Source organism: Paenibacillus sp. FSL W7-1287, from assembly GCF_038004245.1.
GTDB classification, from domain to species: Bacteria; Bacillota; Bacilli; order Paenibacillales; family Paenibacillaceae; genus Pristimantibacillus; species Pristimantibacillus camelliae.
Window position 1 is genome coordinate 325,500 of record NZ_JBBORD010000002.1, and the last position, 18,523, is coordinate 344,022.

At 44.1% G+C, this 18,523-nt stretch carries 14 protein-coding genes; 10 read left to right on the forward strand and 4 right to left on the reverse strand.

The window, feature by feature from the left end:
• Positions 1-159: 159 nt before the first annotated feature.
• The 3 genes from NSQ99_RS21490 (at position 160) to ltrA (ending at position 2,905) form a co-directional block, all read left to right on the forward strand.
• The gene (locus NSQ99_RS21490) at positions 160-1,038 is read left to right on the forward strand and encodes a TetR/AcrR family transcriptional regulator (RefSeq protein WP_340839043.1); all 879 of its coding nucleotides are present in this window, start codon (positions 160-162) and stop codon (positions 1,036-1,038) included.
• 267 nt (positions 1,039-1,305) lie between these two features.
• Positions 1,306-1,479, forward strand: coding sequence for a hypothetical protein (locus NSQ99_RS21495; protein ID WP_251671621.1), 174 nt, complete (start codon positions 1,306-1,308; stop codon positions 1,477-1,479).
• Positions 1,480-1,642: 163 nt separating this feature from the next.
• Entirely contained in the window at positions 1,643-2,905 is a 1,263-nt protein-coding gene (ltrA, locus tag NSQ99_RS21500; protein ID WP_340839044.1) for a group II intron reverse transcriptase/maturase, read from the forward strand.
• Between the two features lie 78 nt (positions 2,906-2,983).
• On the opposite strand, the gene NSQ99_RS21505 is transcribed toward ltrA, so the two are convergent.
• From NSQ99_RS21505 to NSQ99_RS21520, 4 genes are all read right to left on the reverse strand, one after another.
• Positions 2,984-3,745 carry a GNAT family N-acetyltransferase gene (locus NSQ99_RS21505; protein ID WP_340839045.1) on the reverse strand — a complete coding sequence of 254 codons (762 nt, stop codon included), beginning with the start codon at positions 3,743-3,745 and terminating at the stop codon, positions 2,984-2,986.
• A gap of 118 nt (positions 3,746-3,863) precedes the next feature.
• The gene (locus NSQ99_RS21510; RefSeq protein ID WP_340839046.1) at positions 3,864-4,922 is read right to left on the reverse strand and encodes an LLM class flavin-dependent oxidoreductase; all 1,059 of its coding nucleotides are present in this window, start codon (positions 4,920-4,922) and stop codon (positions 3,864-3,866) included.
• Between the two features lie 31 nt (positions 4,923-4,953).
• A complete protein-coding gene (locus NSQ99_RS21515; RefSeq protein WP_251668374.1) occupies positions 4,954-5,223 on the reverse strand; it encodes a barstar family protein in 270 nt (89 codons plus the stop codon).
• Positions 5,220-5,726 carry a ribonuclease domain-containing protein gene (locus NSQ99_RS21520; protein WP_251668376.1) on the reverse strand — a complete coding sequence of 169 codons (507 nt, stop codon included), beginning with the start codon at positions 5,724-5,726 and terminating at the stop codon, positions 5,220-5,222. Before NSQ99_RS21520 ends, NSQ99_RS21515 begins: the two co-directional genes overlap by 4 nt.
• Positions 5,727-5,883: 157 nt before the next feature.
• Here NSQ99_RS21520 and NSQ99_RS21525 point away from each other — a divergent pair, with 157 nt between their 5' ends.
• From NSQ99_RS21525 to NSQ99_RS21555, 7 genes are all read left to right on the forward strand, one after another.
• On the forward strand, positions 5,884-6,336 hold the full coding sequence (locus tag NSQ99_RS21525; RefSeq protein ID WP_340839047.1) for a GNAT family N-acetyltransferase: 453 nt from the start codon (positions 5,884-5,886) through the stop codon (positions 6,334-6,336).
• Positions 6,337-6,363: 27 nt separating this feature from the next.
• Positions 6,364-7,629 (forward strand): MFS transporter, encoded by a 1,266-nt coding sequence (locus tag NSQ99_RS21530; protein WP_340839048.1) that lies wholly within the window; start codon positions 6,364-6,366, stop codon positions 7,627-7,629.
• Between the two features lie 59 nt (positions 7,630-7,688).
• Positions 7,689-8,063 (forward strand): RidA family protein, encoded by a 375-nt coding sequence (locus NSQ99_RS21535; RefSeq protein ID WP_251668383.1) that lies wholly within the window; start codon positions 7,689-7,691, stop codon positions 8,061-8,063.
• 182 nt (positions 8,064-8,245) lie between these two features.
• Positions 8,246-10,084, forward strand: coding sequence for a CHASE2 domain-containing protein (locus NSQ99_RS21540; protein ID WP_340839049.1), 1,839 nt, complete (start codon positions 8,246-8,248; stop codon positions 10,082-10,084).
• Between the two features lie 107 nt (positions 10,085-10,191).
• Positions 10,192-11,760 (forward strand): stalk domain-containing protein, encoded by a 1,569-nt coding sequence (locus NSQ99_RS21545; RefSeq protein ID WP_340839050.1) that lies wholly within the window; start codon positions 10,192-10,194, stop codon positions 11,758-11,760.
• A gap of 28 nt (positions 11,761-11,788) precedes the next feature.
• Positions 11,789-17,209, forward strand: coding sequence for a FecR domain-containing protein (locus tag NSQ99_RS21550; RefSeq protein WP_340839051.1), 5,421 nt, complete (start codon positions 11,789-11,791; stop codon positions 17,207-17,209).
• A gap of 127 nt (positions 17,210-17,336) precedes the next feature.
• Positions 17,337-18,515, forward strand: a complete 1,179-nt coding sequence (locus NSQ99_RS21555; protein ID WP_340839052.1) for a sn-glycerol-1-phosphate dehydrogenase — start codon at positions 17,337-17,339, stop codon at positions 18,513-18,515.
• The last annotated feature ends 8 nt before the right edge of the window (positions 18,516-18,523 follow it).

An 18,523-nucleotide genomic window follows, 5' to 3' on the forward strand; every position in this document is an offset into this window, starting at 1 on the left:
TCAAAAATTTATTTTAGCTTTAAAATTTATGTCACTTGATGATTTTATATCATTGGTTCATTAATTTCAACTTTTTTATACTACCAGTCCAAAAAAATATTGTAAAATGTTTTGTGACATGGGTATACTAAATGAAAAAGTAGGAAAAGGGGGCACGATGTGAATAAGCGTAAAAAGATGGTTGTTGATCATGCTAAAGCACTTTTCCTAGAGAAAGGCATACAGCAAACCTCAATTCAGGATATTATCGAGCGCTCTGGCATATCTAAGGGCACCTTTTATAATTATTTTTCCTCAAAAAATGAATGTGTTGCGGCGATTTTACAGCAAGCAAGGTCTGAAACGGATCTTAATAGACATGAAATCCAACTAGGGAAAGATGATCAAGACATCAACGTCCTTATTCAGCAAATAACTATTTTATCTCGAACGAATGAGCAGCAAGGCATTAGTGGGATGTTCGAGGAGATTATGCATTCAGGTGACGTAGAGCTAAAAAAAGTTGTGCTGAATTATCGTCTGCTAGAAATAGAGTGGCTAGCAGGGCGATTCGTTGAAGTGTTTGGACATGAGCTGAAACCATATGCAACGGAGGCAGCAGTTTTATATTACGCTATGCATCAGCATTTATTGTTCACTGCCAAAACGATGAATCAGCGAAATACGAATGCTGAACAGGTTGCACAATCAGTATTCCTCCATTTGCGCTATATTATCAACAATTTGGTGAATGAAGGAGCTGCCGTACTCGATCCTGAAAAAATCGAGCTATACAAAAACAATATGAAGCAGGAGCAGCTTAATCGAGAGGAAATTGTTATTCTGTATCGTGATTTAATAGCGAATACCAAGCTTACTAAGTCTCAGCTTGAGCTCACTGAGGGCTTAATCGAGGAGTTGGAGCGGGAACAGCTTAGGGAAAGTATTATCAATGCACTGCTTTCACCGTTTATGGATGCTTTCCGCAACACAACGCTTTATAATCAAGCGAAAGAAATTATGGGGTTAACCTGGAGCTATCTTAAGCAAAGACAATAGAAAAGAGTAGGTCGTTGGTTACATCAACGCCTACTCTTTTTCGTAGTGTGCCCAGCATGGGCGCTATCTCTAGGGTTCAAGTCCCGAATGGTGAAGGCAGTAGTAGCCATAGCTTAAGGCAAGGGTGTCCATCGCGAGGTGGAATCTGAAGGAAGCCAGCGGCAAATCTCCGGTCTGAGGGACACGAACTTCATACAAGGCTAGCGTACGTTGGATGAGGTTGCTGCACAAACTGAAGTCCATACTGCCGAAGGCGTACGAGAGTAAATGAAGCAGATAGATGGAGAGGAAGATAGCGTTCTTACCTGGGGAGATCTGTGCGGAATGCGAAGTGAACTTCGTAACCTTGCCCACGAGGGCGAGCTGAACGTACAGAAGTCAGCAGAGGTCATAGTACGCAGGCTGTTGCAACAGCTAGCGGAAGGACCGAACATGGAATAGGAATGAAGAATCTTGGCGTTCGAGGATGGGCGATGAAAGCAGACAATCCGAAAGGACTTATCTGAGGAAAGTAGCGGTGAATACGCGAGGGTACTCGGAAGGGCAGAGCTCATCAGCGGCACAAAGAGAAAGAATCATTCACGCAAGGGAGTTGTATCTAAGGATGATCGAAGAAATACTGTCACGAGAAAATATGCTATCGGCGCTAGCGAGGGTCGAAGCGAATAAAGGAAGCCACGGCGTAGATGGCATGTCGGTAAAAGATTTACGCAGACACCTCGTACAACATTGGCAAACCATTCGTGAAAGCATAAAGAAAGGAGCGTATGAACCGAGTCCAGTCCGTCGGGTCGAAATCCCGAAACCGAACGGTGGAACTCGGCTCTTAGGCATACCTACGGTGACAGATCGCCTCATTCAACAAGCAATCATCCAAGTATTAACGCCTGTATTTGACCCAACGTTTTCCGAGCAAAGTTATGGATTTCGCCCACAACGGCGAGGGCATGATGCGGTAAGGAAAGCACGAAGCTACATGGAAGAGGGATACCGCATTGTGGTAGACATTGACATGGAGAAATTCTTCGACCGAATCCATCACGACCGCTTAATGGCAAAACTAGCGGAACGAGTGACAGACAAAATGGTGCTGAAACTTATTCGCGGCTATCTGCAAGCGGGAGTAATGGAAGGAGGTCTCGTTCAAGCGACAACGGAAGGGGCTCCGCAAGGAGGTCCACTTAGTCCGCTATTATCGAACATCGTCCTAGACGAGTTAGATAAGGAACTGGAAAAGAGGAACCTTCGTTTCGTGAGATATGCCGACGACTGCAACATCTATGTGAAAACGTGGAAGGCAGGACAACGAGTGATGAGCTCCATTACTGCATTCATCGAAGGAAAACTGAAATTGAAGGTTAACCGAGAGAAAAGTGCGGTTGCCCGTCCATGGAAGCGCAAGTTTCTAGGGTTCACGTTCAGCTGGGAGAAGAAAAATCCGCGAATAAAGATCGCAAAGCCATCACTAGATCGAGTGAAAGCAAAGATTAAAGCGATCACCTCTCGGAGTGAGCCGATCCCGATCGAACTACGAATAAAGGAACTCAATCAATATCTTACAGGCTGGTGCGGTTATTATGCATTAGCCGATACGAAAAGTGTGTTCCAAGCGTTGGACGAATGGATAAGAAGAAGGCTTCGAATGTGTATATGGAAAGAATGGAAGCAGCCGAAGACAAAGGTCAGAAAACTGCTGTCGTTAGGCGTTTCGAAACAAAAGGCACACGAATGGGGAAATTCGAGGAAGAAATACTGGAGAATTGCATGTAGTCCGATTCTTCATCGGTCACTAGACAACCAATATTGGTCATCTCTTGGACTGAGAAGTTTAACGGACAGATATAATCACTTGCGGAATATGACATGAACCGCCGTGTACCGAACGGTATGCACGGTGGTGTGAGAGGACGGGGGCTAGCCGCCCCCTCCTACTCGATTGAACAGGTTATGCCTTTACGCGATACCAATACGTATATGCTTCCTGATACCCCAGCTTCGCATAGACACGCTTCGCTGGCTCGTTATCAGCAACGACGGCTAGATAGCTTTTGGACGCGTGCGGCTTGCATTGCTGCAGCAATTGCCAAAGCATATAGCTGCATAAGCCCTTATTACGATAGGCTTCAGCCGTAATAACATCATAAATGCCTACATAGTCCTGATCGATAATAGCCATGGCAAGAGCGGCTGGCTCACAGTCAACGTAGCAGCTAGCTAGCATTAGCTTGCCTGGCATAGCAGCCATCATATCAATCATCGTTGGGATATACCCATCATTCACTCCGCTTAGCTTGCAATATTGCTCGAGCCAAGGCAATGAAATATGCTCTTGAATTATGAACTCAAGCTGACCTTCTAGGCTTGCATGAATTGAAGGCTGATCCTTTAGCTGATCGAGCGAAAGAGTCAGCATAAGTGACGGATCATATAAGGCATAGTTCAGACTATTCAAGGTCTCATCTAATTCAGGCTCTGAAAATGGAGTCAGCTTAAAAATAGTAGGCTGCTTCATTAACTTATATCTTTGCTCACAGGCAGCAATATTAGCATGTAGCTGCTTGCTGGAGCTTTGAATGGTGCTGATGCAATTGGCACGCTTTGTATAGCCATTAGACATGCGCAGCTTCCAGCCATCCATATATTCTGTATTTAATGCTGGCCAATGAGTAAGGCTCAGCTCTTCAATATGCTTTAATGGTAATGACATCTTCATTCCCTCCTCTTGAACATGTATAATGATACATTATAATGAATAAATATTCAATGGGGCGGAAAAAAATACATAATTGACCTGCCTAGCAGTAAATTATGTATTTTGGTATAAGTTAAGCGTATTGCGCGATTTGTCTACGAACTTCTGGAATGACCTTCGTTGCTAGCAGCTCTAGACTATTGGCAGCGAGGTCGAATGGCATACCGCCAATATCCAGCTGTGCGAGAAAACGCTGATGACCGAACAGCTTGTATTGCAGCAATATCTTACTTGCGACCTCTGAAGGGCTGCCCACAAATAGCGCGTGCTGCAGCTCTGTCATTTGATCGAATTGCTCCCTTGTAAACTGTTGCTGCTTTCCTAATTGTGCATTGACATAGTTTTTATAATTTTCGTAATAAGGATAATATATTTCACGAGCATCCTTAGCATTCTCAGAGATAAAAGTGTGGCCTGTTACTGCGACCTGACGATGTTCAGATGGTCGATCTAACTTGGTTGCCATACGATGGTAAGCTTCCACTAATGGCTGATAAGATGTAACATTACCGCCTAAAATTGCAATGGCCATGCCATGCCCGTATCGAGCTGCACGTTCAGCACTTGAGATGCTTCCACCTACACCAATCCATAAAGGAATTTCGGATTGATAGGGGCGAGGTGCGATTTCAACATTATGTAATGCTGGACGGAATTGACCTGTCCACGTTAGTTTTTCATGCTTGTTAAGCTGCAAGAAGAGCTCCGTGTTTTCCTCAAACAGCGCGTCATAATCCTCAGGATCGAAGCCGAAAAGCGGGAAGGATTCGAAAAACGCACCCCTGCCTGCAATAATTTCAGCACGACCATTAGATAGCAGATCAAGTGTAGCATAATCTTCATACAATCTGACGGGATCAACAGTACTTATAATCGTTGTTGCACTTGTTAATCGGATATTGCTTGTACTTTGCGCAATGGCTCCCAATGTTACTGCAGTAGATGACACTGCATAGTCCAAACGATGATGCTCTCCAAGACCAAAAACATCGAGGCCAAGCTGATCAGCCATTTTCGCAAGCTCAACAATTTGTCGTGCGCGCTCATGGGGAGTAATCTGTACTCCAGTATGAGGATCCTTCCCCAAATCAGCTAGTGTGTAAATGCCGAATTGGAATGGTTGTTTACGCATAGTTGTTATTCCTCCAAATTCAGATAGATATTTATTCTAGTACATAACCAAATTCAAGCCCATCTACCTCACCGGATGCTTCCTCGAAGAGATCAGTAATACTCGAATAGTCTGTTTGATCCTGACAATCATTATTCCATAAGATTGTTATAGGAAGCTCAATATGACCAGTGAGACAATCCCATAAGGCATCTAGATTATGACCATAATGCGTTGGTAGCTCGAGCTGTGCTGCAAGCCAATGATGCACCGAATCATACTGTTTAATATGAGAGAGCTTAAGCTCAATTGTTTTATTCATTCTGTTGCCACCTCATCTGTAATATCTGTAAAGCTTTTATAATGGTCTGTCGTCATATAGATTAGTCCATCATTAGAGAAGACGATTCGGTCCGCATTGCGATGACCGCCTTCATAATTAATATCCGCCTCATACCATATTCTTCCTTCCTTTTTAGGAAGTAAACCTTCACGATTGCCAAAGCGGTCGCCGCCAATGCTCTTTCCTGGAGCAACGTCATGCAGATTTCCATCCGCTGCAATCCAGCCTAGTTTCTTTGCTTCATTCTTCGTAATAAAATTACTTGGCAGCTGTCCGTTTGCACGTATGTAAGCAGCAACCTCGTCAAACGAGGTTAAACGTTCATTATTTGATTGCTCAATCTCAATAGCAGGGCTATTGCTGCTGCGAGGCTCGTCTAGGAAAACACTACAGCCCGTAACTAGTAATATCAGCAAAGCTATCGAACTGATAACGGCAAGCTGAGCTAGGCGGCTGAGTTTTTCTTTCAATAATGACTTCATCGTCCCACTCCTTATGTAGTAGCTTTCCATAGTATACGTGATTAAATTTTTTAAGGCAAAACAGAAAAAACATACACATTACAATATGAATTTTCGCATAACCAGTGTATGATGATAATTTACAACTGTAATTGAATGTAAAAAGGAGTCTAGCAGCATGGAATGGAGCATTAAGCATTTTAATGAATTAAGCAACATCGAAGTATATGAGATCATAAAGCTTCGTACAGATGTGTTTGTCGTGGAGCAGGAAAGTATATATGCTGACTGCGACAATAAGGATTTAGACGCCTATCATCTACAGCTGAGAAATGAGCACAATCAACTCGTCGGATATTGCAGGCTATTGAATTATGGCGTGAGCTATGAAGACAGCTATTCGATAGGTAGAGTCATTATTGCACCTGTGCTCAGAGGAACTGGCAATGGTGAAGAGCTAGTAAGGAAAGGGATTGCTTTTATTAAGGAGCATTGGGGCGGTAAAGCGATCACGATCTCTGCACAGCAACGCTTGCAGCATTTTTATGAAAAGGTTGGATTTACTGTACAGTCGGAGCCTTATATGGAGGATGGAATACCTCATATTCGTATGACCGCTCATATTAACTAATGATCTACAGCTTAGGGAGGCTATATTGTGCGATTTCAATTTCTAATAAAAGATAAACCCAAATCATCGTATCGGAAAGGCATGCAAGTGGCCGTTGTCGAAGGCATGTGGGCAATGCTGCTGCTCACCATGCTTACTGGCCCATTTCTAACCGCATACTTATTATATCTTGGAGCAAATTCGAAGCAGATAGGAATCGTACTGGCGATTCCAGCGTTAGCGAATTTGCTGCAGGTTGTAGCAGCGATGTATATGCAAAGGTTGGTCAATCGTAAACGCGCGTTTATAATTTTTACATCGGCTCATCGTCTAATTGGACTATCAACAGGACTTATTCCATTCATATTTCCCAAGGATTTATGGCTTGTTACGTTTATCATTATTTTTCTAATTTATGCTGTTGTAAACGCGTTTGCAGGAGTCATCTGGCCCTCGCTAATTTCTGATATGGTTCCTAATCAAGTGCGAGGTAAATATTTCGGTATTCGAAACGTGCTAACAAGTGCTGTAAATAGCACAGGCTTATATATTACGGGAGTAATTATTGATGCTTACCCCGGTGCATGGGGCTTCAACATCATGTATGCCATTGCTGCTGTGACGGTCGTTATGAACATTATATATATGACGAAATATCCGAATCCTCATTTTGAAAAAAGTGAGGGGATGAAGCTAGGTACATTTGTGCTGCGCCCATTTCGCGATCGTACCTTCTTTAAAGGGCTTGTGTTTTTAACGATGTGGACGCTTGTCGTGACGATGACGCATCCGTTTTTTTCGTATGTCATGCTTGACGTACTGCGCGTGCCTTATGCAACTGTTGCGAATCTAGTTATTCTGCAGACGATTACGTCAATGGCTGGTTTTTATGTGTGCGGGCTGTTATCTCGCAGATTAAGTGAAAGAGCGCTTCTCATTGGCTCGCTGCCGTTTTTAGCTGCCGCTGCCTTGCTTTGGAGTACGATGAACGTTCTACCTCAGCTGCTCGTACTTATTATGATTTATGCATTTCTTGGCTTCGGCTTAGGAAGCTATAACCAACAAATCTTTATTTTTATGATTGGCTCTTCCACAAAAGCAGAGCGGCCTATATATATCGCTGTGTTCTCCGCGATAACTGGTATTGCCGGTTTTATTGGTCCCACAGTTGGAGGCATAGTATTTGAAGAGCTGAAGGCATACCCGTTATGGCTACAGGAATACGGTTTATTTTTAATGCTGGGCATCATTCTACTCATTTTAGCTGTCATCGTAGCACCTATTATTTTCCGCAAGCCGAAAAATAAGCTATAATGTTGTAGTCAGAAAAAAGTAGAATGAAATTAAGTTTTGTATAGAAAGGTCGTGCAATTATGAAAAAAGCAGTGCATACAGATCTAGCACCGCAAGCGATTGGACCTTATTCTCAAGCGGTCCAGGTTGGTCAATTGCTATTCACGTCAGGGCAATTAGGAATGGACCCTGCTACGAATCAGTTTCCAGAAACAGCTGCTGAGCAGGCGAAGCAATCACTTAACAATGTGAAGGCAATCGTTGAAGCAGCAGGTGCGTCGATGAACCAAATTGTTAAGACGACAGTGTTTTTGAAGAATATGAATGATTTTGCAGCAGTCAATGAAGTATATGCAAGCTTTTTTGAACAGCCGTACCCAGCTCGTAGCGCTGTAGAGGTTGCACGTTTGCCTAAGGATGCGCTAGTTGAAATCGAGGTCATCGTGCAGCTGTAAGAATAGTAAAATAGCTTAAGCGAGATCTATTGTTATTGTTTTATTATAACAAGGGGTCTCGCTTTTATTTATTCAAGGAAAATAGTGCAAATATACTAAGCTTTTTATTGACGTTAGGTGTCCGAGGTTTAATAATAGAATAGTAGTGTTCTGCAAAAAAATGTATAGAAAGTGGCGGTATATTGAAAGCACCTATACGCAATACGTTTATTATTGTTAATCTGTTACTTCTAATTACAATTCTACTAAATTATTCTTTACATACCTTCCAGAAGCTTGAATCTATGATGTTTGATCATAATATGAAGCAAACAGCCACTCATGATCCTGATCCACATATCGTAGTTATTGCCATTGATGATCGATCCATACAAGAGCTTGGGATGTTCCCTTGGGATCGTTCGATATATGCCTCTCTGCTAGCTACGATCAATGAGCCTGACTTTGAGCCTAATGCAATCGCCTTTGATATTGTGTTCAGCGATCCAAGTCAAGAAGACAGTGATGCTATCTTCGCCGATGCACTGGCTACATACCCTAATGTTATACTTCCCGCTGTTGCAAGTACGACAGGGGATGTTTTCCGCACTACGACAGTGAGCTCGGATCAATATCTGCAAACCTATGCTGTCGATTACGCTTATCCTTTATTTTCTGAGCATACCGAAAATGCGCATATTAACCGTGTCGTAAGTCACGACGGGATTATTCGGCAAACGTGGCTGAAGCTGCAGTCTCCAGACGGAGACGTTATCCCCTCTTTAGCCTATAAGGCTGCCGAGATGGCAGGTGCAAACCTATCGCAATATGAGGATTGGACAGATCGTAAAAAAACAAGTGATCCTATTGCGAAGAATACGATGACCATCGATTACAACCTCGTGACCGAGGATTTTTTAACCGTATCGTTTGTTGATGTGATCTATGGTGAAATCCCTCCAGAAACGTTCCAGGATGCGATTGTATTTGTTGGCATGACCGCGACAGGACTATCTGGTGACAGTGGCCAAGATTCTGGACCGACACCACTAGCGCGTGACATGAAGCTGGTGTATGTCCATGCCAACATTACGAATCAGCTCCTTCAAGGCTCAGCGATCGTATTTGCACCGAACGCACTTGAGCTAGCTGTCATAATCATTGCATTCTTATTATTTACGTGGCTGCCATGGCGCTTCAGAAACCAATATACGTTTATCGTTGCTGTTAGCTCGATTATTGGCATCTACATGCTTCAGCTCTATCTTTTCAAGCAGTTTAACTATCAAATGAGCATGGTCTATCTAATCGCATCCATTGTTATAGCTTATATCTTTAACGTATCTTTGAAATCGTACAAGGAGCAGCAGCAGAAAAACTTTGTTACGCGACAATTCGGCCGTTATATATCGCCAGATCTCGTGAAAAGCATCATTGACCAGGGCATGGATATACAGCTAGGGGGCATCTCTAAGCGAATCACGATACTATTTCTAGATATTCGCGGTTTTACAGCTTTATCTGAGAAGCTTACACCTACTGAAGTGGTCGACATTCTGAATACGAAGTTTACGATGATCACGAATACTGCACTACAGTTTCACGGCACGATTGATAAATTTATCGGTGACGCTGCAATGATCCTGTTTAATGCACCGCTCGATGTAGAAGAGCATGAGAAAATGGCTGTCTATACGGCGTATCATATTCAGCAAAATATGAAGCCAATCCGTGAGGAGCTGCTGCAGAAGTACGGTGTGGAAGTGGCGATTGGTATCGGCATCCATACGGGGAATGTCGTCATTGGCAATATTGGCTCTTACTTAAGAATGGACTATACAGCGATTGGTGATAGCGTCAATATCGCCTCAAGAATTGAGTCAGGAACAACTGCTGGGCAAATTCTCGTATCCGAGGAGGTCTATAAGCAAACCTCAGAGCATGCTATCTATGGCGAAGGAGAGCAAAAACTATTTAAGGGGAAATCACAGCCAATCCAAATATATGAGCTGCTCGATCTAAAGAAAGATTCAGCAAAATGAGAGCCAGGTTACTGAAACGACCTTGATTCGATCGTAAGCTATGTATAGCCTTGCAAGTCTCGAGTAAAGAAGCGCGAAATAAATTAAATAAGGGAGATGATAAATGAATGAAGAACAAATTATTGAAAGGGATCGTATGGGCAGCCTGCGGTGCTTGCTTCTTGATGCCGATGACTGCAGCGGCGAATCAAGCGGTGTTAAAGGAAAAAAACCTCTATGAAATCCGAACGCTAACCGGACAGAATCAACCTGGCTATAGTGACGGAGCAGCCCAAGCTGCTAGCTTGTACACACCAGCTTCTATTATTGAGCTGAATAATGGAGGGATATTAATAAGCGATAGTGACAACCATCTGCTTAGGTTGCTATCTCGTAATCAAGTGACAAGCTATAGTGGACTTATTCTAGATTTCGATGAACAAGGCTTCCCTATTGGAGCCTACAATGACGGTAACAATGATAGCGCTTTTTACAATAAACCAGCTGGCTTAGCCCAAGATGCACAAGGCAATATCTATGTTGCTGATAGCGGGAATCATAGCATTCGTATGATTACTACTGATGGCATAGTGAAGACGATTGCTGGTAATGGTGAGATCGGCTTTCAGGATGGGACAGGTGAGCGAGCAAAGCTATACAGCCCTTCAGATGTAGCAGTAGATCACAAAGGAAACGTATATGTCGCTGATACACTAAATCATGTGATACGAAAAATCGATGCAAATGGCGCAGTTACGACATTAAATAAACGTTCAGAGCGCGTCGTGGAATATTTTCCAGGGGTAGTAACCGAGGCTGGTGATTTCAAGGATGGTCGACTTTCCGAGGCATTATTCAATGAACCAACTGGGCTTGCCATCGATGAGCTTGGAAATCTCTATGTAAGCGATTCTGGCAATCAACGGATTCGGTACATTGATTTTGAACAAGGCATCGTGAAGACAGTGGCAGGTGGTGGTGAGTACGAACGTAACGCACTTTATGCACCTGGCGCATATGCCAATGGAGAGGCAGAACAGGCAAGATTCTCATCTCCGACAGGGATATCTGTTGCTAGTGATGGTTCATTGCTCATCGCTGATCGTAACAATCATGTGATAAGACTTCTTGCTGATGGAATAGTTTATACGCTTGCAGGGCAGGAGGAAGAGAGTGGTAAGTCAGATGGCGTTATAGGTGCAGCTGAGCTGAATGAGCCTACCGACGTCATTGAGCGTTCAGACGGTACGTTACTTGTAACGGATTCTAGCAACAACAGACTTCGCGTTATTCAGCGCTATGAGCAGCAAGCGCACGACGAGGACGGTAATATTCACGTTATGGTTGAAGGAAAGCTGCTTGTTTCAGATGTCGCGGCTAAGCTTCAGGGAGGCCGTACCTATGTCCCATTACGCGCACTTGCGGAACATTTCGGCTATCGTATCCACGTTGATAAGCAAAGCAGTCAAGTAAGAGTGACGATTAACTCTAGTCTCTCCTATCTCTTCTCTGAAGATGGTCAGTCTATCGTTAAGCAGACGAGCGAAGGAACTGAAACGTTGGACGCATCAGGCATTGTTGTAGATCATCGTTTGCTAGTACCAGTTCGCTTTATTGCTGAGCAGCTTGGCTATGATGTGCAGTGGGATCGTCAGCAACAGCATGTTGTTGTTCGTTCGCCATTATTTCAAAGCTAGTTTTATAGAATGATAGGGAGGTTCGTCGATGAGAAGAGGCTTAATTATAGCTTTAACGTTTATCTTTGCTGTGGTGACACTCACAACGGGAGTAGGCTTTGCTGATGCAGCTACTTCACGCGTTGCCATTATTTCTAAGATAGAAGGAACGGTAGAGGTTCAAAAGTCCGGAGGTAAGAAAACGCTAAAGGGCTTTAAGAACATGAGCTTAAATGAAGGGGATGTCGTTACAACCGGAAGCAAGAGCAGTGTTGAATTGAAGTTTTCTAACGGTACTTCAACAGATGATACGTTAGTTCTTGAAAGCAACTCAACGGTAACCTTTAGTAAGCTATCCACGAAGAATGGAACAACAACGAAAGTAAAGATGAAAAAAGGTAAAGCTTGGGTGGATGTGAAATCCATTGCTACGAAGGATGATGAATTTCAGCTGGAAACACCGACAGCGATTATGGGCGTTCGTGGAACTAACTTCTTTGTTGGAATAGATCCCAATACGGGCGAATCCGTAATCGGCTTACTATCTGGTATTATTCAAATGCAATCGAAGGACGATGGCGATCAACAGCCGCAGCAAATCTATCCTGCACAAATATTCTTTCACAATCCAGACTCCGGGAATATGATCGGCAATATGTCTAATCAATCATTAGAGCAGTTATTGCAACAAACATCACCTGATACGATGCGAAGCATATTGGACAATCTTGCAAAGATACAGCGGGAAAATGAAGAGATGCTTAAAAGATTGCAACAATCTCAAGGCTCCGATTCTCAACTGCCGTTATCAGATGAGGTGATTCAAAACAATATTCGAAATTTGACTAGCGCAATTCTATTAGCCGCGTTGAATAAAAATTTGATATCACAAAATGATAAGGAAGCAATGGAGGATGAGCTTGAAAAGATTATACAATCTGTAAACGGTCAAATAGAAAGGGAATTAGATGGAAATCTAGATACTAGATTACCTAATAATCGATACGATTTTGAGCTACAGAGAAAAACTGAGGAAATGCAAGAGCAGTTGGAACGAGCGAAAAAAAACAATGGAAATTTATTAAAAGAAATAGAGAGGAAGATGGAAGAACAGCGACTAAAGAATGAACAAGAGAGACAACGACGAGTTGATGAGGCTATGCAGAAATTACTTGAATCCTTAAATGAAGACGAAAAAAATAGATTTAATTCAGACAAGGAGCGTCGACTAGAAGAAGAAAGAAATCAACAGCGAAGCACTCCAGTGCCGGTGCCGCCGAGACCGACATCAACGCCGACGCCGACGCCAACACCGACACCAACACCGACACCGAGCTGGGAGGACGAAGTAGCACCATTCGCTGTGGAGTATGTACAGAATGGTCAGAGTACGGCGCTAAGCTACAGTGCTGGTCAGGAAGCATTAAGTTATATGCTTGACGAGATGCTCGTCACACAAGGCAATGCACAGCTAATTCTTACTCCGAATGTAGCAGGTTCAGATCTTACAGCGGTAACGATTAACGGAGAAGAGCTAGATAACATAAATGGCAGCTATGTATGGGATTTACCTGAATCGTCATCAGATCTTTACGCGTTGATTAACGTGTATCATCCAGATTATAATCCAGCGGAAACAGAGCTGACGCTTCGCGGTATCGTATCGTATCAGCCACCGCCAAGCTGGGAGGACGAAGTGACACCATTCTCAGCCGAGTATGTTCTATACAGCGGCAGAGAAGCGTTAAGCTACACGCTTGAAGAGACGCTAAGCTATCGACTAGATGAGACTATCGTTTCAGTTGGGGATGATCAGCTCGTCTTTACACCTAGCGTAGCCGATTCTGAAATTACCTCGGTAATGATTAACGATGAAGAGCTAGAGGAAGTGAACGGCAGCTATGTATGGAACCTGCCGACGATGTCCACAGAATTCGTGGCAACGATTAGGGTTAATCACGTAAACTATGGCCCCGCAGAGCTGACGCTTCGCGGCATCGTATCGTATGAACCACCGCCAAGCTGGGAAGACGAAGCAGCACCATTTGTAGTGGAGTATGTACAGGATGGTCAAAGAACTTCACTAAGCTACAGTGCTGGTCAGGAAGCATTGAGCTATATGCTAGACGAGATGCTCGTCACCCAAGGCAATGCACAGCTAATCCTTACTCCGAATGTAGCAGGTGCTGATCTTACAGCGGTAACGATAAATGGTGTGGACGTACAAAAGGTTAATGGCAGCTATGTTTGGAATATACCAGCGATGCAATCAGACCTTTACGCGTTGATTGACGTGTATCATCCAAGCTATGGGTCCGCAGAGCTGACGCTTCGCGGCATCGTATCGTATCAGCCACCGCCAAGCTGGGAGGACGAAGTGACACCATTCTCAGCCGAGTATGTTCTATACAGCGGCAGAGAAGCGTTAAGCTACACGCTTGAAGAGACGCTAAGCTATCGACTAGATGAGACTATCGTTTCAGTTGGGGATGATCAACTCGTCTTTGCGCCGAGCGTAGCCGATTCTGAAATTACCTCGGTAACGATTAACGATGAAGAGCTAGAGGAAGTGAACGGCAGCTATGTATGGAACCTGCCGGCGATGTCCATAGAATTCGTGGCAACGATTATGGTTAATCACGTAAACTATGGCCCCGCAGAGCTGACGCTTCGCGGCATCGTATCGTATGAACCACCGCCAAGCTGGGAAGACGAAGCTGCACCATTCGCACTCGAGTATGTACAGAATGGTCAGAGTACGGCGCTAAGCTATAGTGCTGGTCAGGAAGCATTAAGTTATATGCTTGACGAGATGCTCGTCACCCAAGGCAATGCACAGCTAATTCTTACTCCGAATGTAGCAGGTTCAGATCTTACAGCGGTAACGATTAACGGAGAAGAGCTAGATAACATAAATGGCAGCTATGTATGGGATTTACCTGAATCGTCATCAGATCTTTACGCGTTGATTAACGTGTATCATCCAGATTATAATCCAGCGGAAACAGAGCTGACGCTTCGCGGTATCGTATCGTATCAGCCACCGCCAAGCTGGGAGGACGAAGTGACACCATTCTCAGCCGAGTATGTTCTATACAGCGGCAGAGAAGCGTTAAGCTACACGCTTGAAGAGACGCTAAGCTATCGACTAGATGAGACTATCGTTTCAGTTGGAGATGATCAGCTCGTCTTTACAACGAGTGTTGCCGGTGCTGAAATTACCTCGGTAATGATTAACGATGAAGAGTTAGCGGAAGTGAACGGCAGCTATGTATGGAACCTGCCGGCGATGTCCGCAGAATTCGTGGCAACGATTAGGGTTAATCACGTAAACTATGGCCCCGCAGAGCTGACGCTTCGTGGCATCGTATCTTATGAACCACCGCCAAGCTGGGAAGACGAAGCTACACCATTCGCACTCGAGTATGTACAGGATGGTCAAAGAACTTCACTAAACTACAGTGCTGGTCAGGAAGCATTGAGCTATATGCTTGACGATACGCTCGTCACACAAGGCAATGCACAGCTAATCCTTACTCCGAATGTAGCAGGTGCTGATCTTACAGCGGTAACGATAAATGGTGTGGACGTACAAAAGGTTAATGGCAGCTATGTATGGGATTTACCTGAATCGTCATCAGATCTTTACGCGTTGATTAACGTGTATCATCCAGATTATAATCCAGCGGAAACAGAGCTGACGCTTCGCGGTATCGTATCGTATCAGCCACCGCCAAGCTGGGAGGACGAAGTGACACCATTCTCAGCCGAGTATGTTCTATACAGCGGCAGAGAAGCGTTAAGCTACACGCTTGAAGAGACGCTAAGCTATCGACTAGATGAGACTATCGTTTCAGTTGGAGATGATCAGCTCGTCTTTACAACGAGTGTTGCCGGTGCTGAAATTACCTCGGTAATGATTAACGATGAAGAGTTAGCGGAAGTGAACGGCAGCTATGTATGGAACCTGCCGGCGATGTCCGCAGAATTCGTGGCAACGATTAGGGTTAATCACGTAAACTATGGCCCCGCAGAGCTGACGCTTCGTGGCATCGTATCTTATGAACCACCGCCAAGCTGGGAAGACGAAGCTGCACCATTTGTAGTGGAGTATGTACAGGATGGTCAAAGAACTTCACTAAGCTACAGTGCTGGTCAGGAAGCATTGAGCTATATGCTAGACGAGATGCTCGTCACCCAAGGCAATGCTCAATTAATTCTTACTCCGAATGTAGCAGGTGCTGATCTTACAGCGGTAACGATAAATGGTGTGGACGTACAAAAGGTTAATGGCAGCTATGTTTGGAATATATCAGCGATGCAATCAGACCTTTACGCGTTGATTGACGTGTACCATCCAAGCTATGGGTCCGCAGAGCTGACGCTTCGTGGCATCGTGTCGTATGAACCACCGCCGAGCTGGGAGGATGAAGCAGCACCATTTACGATAGAGCACATGTTACATGGGTATAACAAGACGTTAGGCTATAGCGTGAGTCAGCAGGAATCATTAAGCTTTCTGCTTGGTGAAGCCTTGGTCGCTCAAGGTTCAGATCAGCTCGTGATAACTCCCAATGTTACTGATGCTACTATACTAGCAGTTACGATAAACGGGCAGAGCTTGCAAGGTGGTGTTGATCGCTACATGTGGACATTGCATGAGGAAGTATCAGAGCTAGTCATAGAGATTAACATGTCCCATCCTATCTATGGTAATGAAACATTCACGCTGCACGGAAATGTAGTAATGCCGCAAGTCTGGGATGATGTTGCATATCCGTTGATCATTGACTTTGGAATAGAGGAAGGTGAATACGTCTCTGTCCCATACTCACGCGATGCTAGTGATTCGACACTTCTAAATATTAGTGGACCAATTACTGTACTAGAGGAGTCACAATTAAGAATCTATTCCCCAAGTGAAGATTTCATCATCTCATCTGCGGTAATAGGGCCTGAGCAGATACATGAGGTTGAGGGTAATATGATCAGATATCCATTATATCCTGATAGTTCAGATTATCTTATCGTTTCTGTAACGATGAATCATAGTCAATTTGGCGAAAAGGTATTCTCAATGGTCATTGAGACTATTCCCGATCAGACCGATATGCCAGTAGCCCTATCCTTTGGTGGTCCTGGAATGGCAATGGAGGAATATCAATCGATTTATTATTATATTGAGGGTTATGGTGAGGAATACGAGGGAATTATAAGCTTCTTCGTAGATAATCCATACCAACAGCCTTATCTTCGCATTATGCCAAACAAATATTCAATTGTATCTCTTATCTATGAAGTTGACGGGAGTCCGATAGAGGTAGCACCTGGTAATGCTGAAAATGGCCTTCTGCTACAGGAGATTGTTGTAGTCAATGAATACACGAATTATTTGCTAACCGTACAGGATAAGGATACGTTTGAGCAGAAGGTTTATAAAATTGATGGCTACTTCCATACGGGGCTTTAGCACTTAATAGAATGGAAATTATAAGATAAATAACGTTATAATGGTAGGAGGTCACAGTGATCGATATAGCTGTAGACCTCCTATTATTTATCTATTTATTTATTAGAGTCACTGAGGAGGGGAAGCAGTGCGCTATGAACAGAGCATCATCTCCATATTGAATGGATTAGACCAGGGGACTAGAGAGAGCATCGGAATGGATACGATCATAATTGAAGCGGGAGCGTTAGGTAAGGCAGCTTCATATATCGCGAAGGGCTTCTCATCGGTCATGATCGTTGTAGACGACAATACCTATCGCGTAGCAGGAAAGCAGCTAGAGCGACTTCTAGCAGAGCAGCAGGTAGACCGGGTGAATACAGTGTTCATAACACCGAATCATGTAGGTGACGTCGTCGCGGATGAGCAATCACTTATGGAATTAATATTAGCTGTCAAGCAGCACCCACCGGATGTGCTCGTGGCAGTAGGCAGTGGAACAATTCATGATATTACGAGAATGGTAGGCTATACGCTCGAGCTTCCTTTCATATCCATTCCTACAGCTCCTTCTGTTGATGGCTTCAACTCTAAAGGAGCGCCTATTATTCTGCGGGGTGAGAAGAAAACGATTGTATCGAGCGGGCCGAATGCAGTATTTGCCGATCTACATATATTGAAGTCAGCTCCTCGAGAACTTATAGCCGCTGGCTTTGGCGATATACTAGGAAAGTATACTTCATTGTTCGATTGGACGTTCGGGCGAATAACGAATGAAGAGCCCTATATGGAGCAGGCTTATATCATTACAAAGCAAGCCCTTAATAGATGTGTAGGTGCAGTAGAGCTGATTGAGCAAGGAGAGGAACAAGGAATTGCCAGCTTGATGAGCGGTTTAATCGAGTCAGGCATTGCCATGCTTATATTCGGAAAATCTCACCCCGCATCTGGGGCTGAGCACCATGTTTCTCATTACTGGGAAATGGACTTCATTAAGAAGGGAAAACGACAGCTGCTGCACGGCGCGAAGGTTGGGGTAAGCTGTACGATGATTGCTGAGCTGTACCATCAATTGTCGGCAGAGGACTTTGGACTTCAGCCTGACGTTCGTGAATCGGTACGTAATCATTGGCAAGAAATTAAGCGCTGGATCAACGATATACCAACCGATAAAGAGCTTAGAGCGTTACTGGCTAAAGTGGGAGGTCCGGCAACGATTGAGCAGCTAGGCATAGCTAAGGAGCTGGCTGAGCAGGCGCTGCGTGAGGCTCACCATGTACGACCGGAGCGGTATACGTTGCTTCATGCATATAACACAGCTCGTTGACAACTAAA

Excerpts from the sequence above, each read along its gene's own strand:
- ltrA (WP_340839044.1), top strand. The coding sequence starts at position 1,643 with ATGATCGAAGAAATACTGTCACGAGAAAATATGCTATCGGCGCTAGCG.
- NSQ99_RS21510 (WP_340839046.1), bottom strand. The coding sequence starts at position 4,922 with ATGCGTAAACAACCATTCCAATTCGGCATTTACACACTAGCTGATTTG.
- NSQ99_RS21545 (WP_340839050.1), top strand. The coding sequence starts at position 10,192 with ATGAAGAACAAATTATTGAAAGGGATCGTATGGGCAGCCTGCGGTGCT.
- NSQ99_RS21520 (WP_251668376.1), bottom strand. The coding sequence starts at position 5,726 with ATGAAGTCATTATTGAAAGAAAAACTCAGCCGCCTAGCTCAGCTTGCC.
- NSQ99_RS21535 (WP_251668383.1), top strand. The coding sequence starts at position 7,689 with ATGAAAAAAGCAGTGCATACAGATCTAGCACCGCAAGCGATTGGACCT.
- NSQ99_RS21505 (WP_340839045.1), bottom strand. The coding sequence starts at position 3,745 with ATGTCATTACCATTAAAGCATATTGAAGAGCTGAGCCTTACTCATTGG.
- NSQ99_RS21525 (WP_340839047.1), top strand. The coding sequence starts at position 5,884 with ATGGAATGGAGCATTAAGCATTTTAATGAATTAAGCAACATCGAAGTA.
- NSQ99_RS21515 (WP_251668374.1), bottom strand. The coding sequence starts at position 5,223 with ATGAATAAAACAATTGAGCTTAAGCTCTCTCATATTAAACAGTATGAT.
- NSQ99_RS21495 (WP_251671621.1), top strand. The coding sequence starts at position 1,306 with ATGAAGCAGATAGATGGAGAGGAAGATAGCGTTCTTACCTGGGGAGAT.
- NSQ99_RS21550 (WP_340839051.1), top strand. The coding sequence starts at position 11,789 with ATGAGAAGAGGCTTAATTATAGCTTTAACGTTTATCTTTGCTGTGGTG.